Origin of the sequence: Actinomycetospora sp., assembly GCF_036497585.1 — a bacterium.
Taxonomy (GTDB): Bacteria; Actinomycetota; Actinomycetes; order Mycobacteriales; family Pseudonocardiaceae; genus Actinomycetospora.
On record NZ_DASXJD010000162.1, the window covers coordinates 1 to 3,015 of the forward strand.

Sequence of the window (3,015 nt, forward strand, 5' to 3'; positions counted from 1 at the left end):
CCGGCCCCGCCCGGGCCCCGCGCCACGCGTCCACGTCACGGCGGGAGAGCGCGGGAAGGACGGGCATGGTCGCTACGTCGGGGGCGGGCGCCCCGGGGACGTCGGGTCCCACGGGACGGCCCGGAGCCCCGGGGGGAGACGGACCGGACCCGAACGGGACCAGGGTGTCGGGGGAGTCCGACGAGGGCGCCGCGGTCGACCTGGTCCGGGCCCGCACCGCCCTGCTGACCCCACCGCCGGGGGCGCGCCGGCTCGGGCCGGCGGCGCTGCGCGGGGCGCTCGTGGAACTGCACGACTTCTGGCTCGCCACCCGCGCCGCCGCCGTCGGCGTCGGGGAGGAGAGCGGGACGGCGCTCGTGGCGGTCGGGGCGCTCGGGCGCGGCGAGCTCGCGCCCTGGTCCGACCTCGACCTGGTCCTCGTCCACGACGGCACGGGCCGGCAGCAGGGCGCCGACTGCGTGGCCCGCATCGCCGACGCCCTCTGGTACCCGCTTTGGGACGCCGGGATCGGCCTCGACCACTCGGTGCGGACCGTCGGCGAGGCGGTCGGCGTCGCCACCGAGGACCTGCGGGTGGCCCTGGGCCTGCTCGAGGTCCGCCTCCTCGCCGGCGACGCCGAGCTCGCCGAGCGCCTCGCGAGCTCCGCCCGGCAGGCGTGGCGGGCGGGCATCCGCACCCGGTTCGACGAGCTCGTCGAGGCCACGCACGCGCGCTGGCAGCGCTCCGGCGAGGTCGCCCACCGCGTCGAGCCCGACCTCAAGAACGGCCGCGGCGGGCTGCGCGACGTCCAGCTCCTCGACGCCCTCGCCGCCGCCCAGCTCGTCGACCGACCCGCCGTCGACGTCCGCTCCGCCCGGGAGCTGATGCTCGACCTGCGCACCGAGCTGCACCGGCGGGCCGGCCGCGCCCGCGACGTACTCCAGGCCGAGGACGCCCACGAGCTCGCCGGGATCCCCGACCTCGGCGTCACCGACCGCTACGACCTGGCCCGCTCGCTGTCCGGTTCGGCGCGCACCGTCGTGTACGCCACCGACGTCGCGCTGCGCTCCGCCCGGGCGGCCCTGCCCCGGCGCGGGCTGGCCGCGCTGCGCCGCCCGCCGGCCCGTCGTCCGCTCGACGAGGGCGTGGTCGAGCACGCCGGGGAGGTCGTGCTCGCCCGGGAGGCGCAGGTCAGCCGGGACCCCGCGCTCGTGCTGCGGCTCGCCGCCGTGGCCGCGCGCACCGGGCTGCCGATGGCCGCGGGGACGCTCAACCGGCTCGCCGAGGCCGCGCCCGAGCTGCGCGAACCGTGGCCGCGCTCGGCGCGCACGGAGCTGCTCGCGCTGCTCGGGGCCGGCGAGGGCGGCGTCGACGTCGTCGAGGCCCTGGACCGCACCGGGCTGTGGGGGCGGCTGTTCCCCGAGTGGGGCGCGGTACGCGACCTCCCGCCGCGCGACCGCCAGCACGTGTGGACCGTCGACCGCCACCTCGTGGAGGTCACCCGCCGTGCGAGCGAACTGACCACCCGGGTCTCGCGGCCCGACCTGCTGCTGCTCGGCGCCCTGATCCACGACATCGGCAAGGGCCGCGACGAGGACCACTCGGTGGTCGGCGCCGAGCTCGCCCGCCACATCGGTCGGCGTCTCGGCCTCTGGCCCGCCGACGTCGACACGCTGGCCGCGATGGTGCGCCACCACCTGCTGCTGCCCCACACCTCGCAGCGCCGCGACCCGGAGGACCCGGCGACGGTGCAGCGCGTCGTCGAGACCCTCGACGGCGACCCGGTGCTGCTCGAGCTGCTGCACGCCCTCGCCGAGGCCGACGCGCTGGGCACCGGGCCGGGGGTGTGGACGCCGTGGCGGGCCACGCTCATGGGCGACCTCGTCCGCCGCTGCCGCATCGTCATGGCCGGGGAGCCGGTGCCCGGCCCCGAGCCGCTCTCCGACGACCGGCTGGCGCTGGCCCGCTCGGTCGCGACCTCGGGCCGCCCGGAGGTCTCGGTCGACGAGGGCGACGAACTGACGACGGTGACCATGACGGTCGCCGCCCCGGACCGGCCCGGGCTGCTCAGCCGCGCCGCGGGGGTGCTCGCCCTGCACTCCCTGCAGGTCCACGCCGCCGTGCTCGTCGAGCACGACGGGGTGGCGGTCGACAGCTTCACGGTCTCGCCGCGGTTCGGCCGGCTGCCCGAGGCGTCGCTGCTGCGCGAGGACCTGGTCCGCGTGCTCCAGGGCTCGCTCGACCTGCCCGCCCGCCTCGCGGCCAAGGAGCGCGACTACTCCAGCCGCGCCCCGGCGAGCCCGCCCGCCAGCCGGGTGCTGTGGTTCGACGACGAGGCCACCGGCGCGGTCGTCCTCGAGCTGCGCACCGCCGACCGCATCGGGCTGCTGCACCACGTGGCGGCCGCCCTCGAGGCCCAGGGCGTCGACGTGCGCTGGGCGCGGGTGTCGACGCTCGGGTCCTCGGTCATCGACGCGTTCTGCCTCGAGGCCACGATCGACCCCGCCGTCGACGGCACCCGGCACCAGGGTCCCGGCACCGGCACCGTCGTGGCGCTCGACCCGACCCGCCGTCGGGCGATCGAGGCGGCGGTCATGGCCGCGGCCCACCCCGCCCCCGGGGCGGCGACGAGCGGCGAGGGGGCCGGGAGCCGCGTGGGCTGACCAGGGGCTCGGGATCCCCGGCACGGCGTGGTTAGGCTGGGAACCTGTCCGTGGCCTGCCCGGGCAGTGCGTCAGCAGGCACTCCCGTGGTGCCGTCACCCGTCGTCTGGGGGAGAACGTCCGCCGTGTTCGACACCCTGTCCGAACGCCTCACCTCGGTCCTGTCGGACCTGCGCGGCAAGGGTCGGCTCTCCGAGAGCGACATCGACACCACGTGCCGCGAGATCCGGATCGCGCTGCTCGAGGCCGACGTCGCGCTCCCCGTCGTCCGGGAGTTCGTCAAGCAGGTCAAGGAGCGCGCCAAGGGCGCCGAGGTCTCCGAGGCCCTCAACCCGGCGCAGCAGGTCGTCAAGATCGTCAACGAGGAGCTCGT

The 3,015-nt window shown here is 77.4% G+C and carries 2 protein-coding genes; both read left to right on the top strand.

Features of this window, described 5'->3' with window-relative positions; all coding sequences use genetic code 11:
* Nucleotides 1-164 precede the first annotated feature (164 nt).
* Nucleotides 165-2,642 carry a [protein-PII] uridylyltransferase gene (locus VGH76_RS15760; protein ID WP_331557636.1) on the top strand — a complete coding sequence of 826 codons (2,478 nt, stop codon included), beginning with the start codon at nucleotides 165-167 and terminating at the stop codon, nucleotides 2,640-2,642.
* Nucleotides 2,643-2,767: 125 nt separating this feature from the next.
* A partial coding sequence (locus VGH76_RS15765) for a signal recognition particle receptor subunit alpha (RefSeq protein WP_331557637.1) occupies nucleotides 2,768-3,015 on the top strand: 248 nt, incomplete at its 3' end.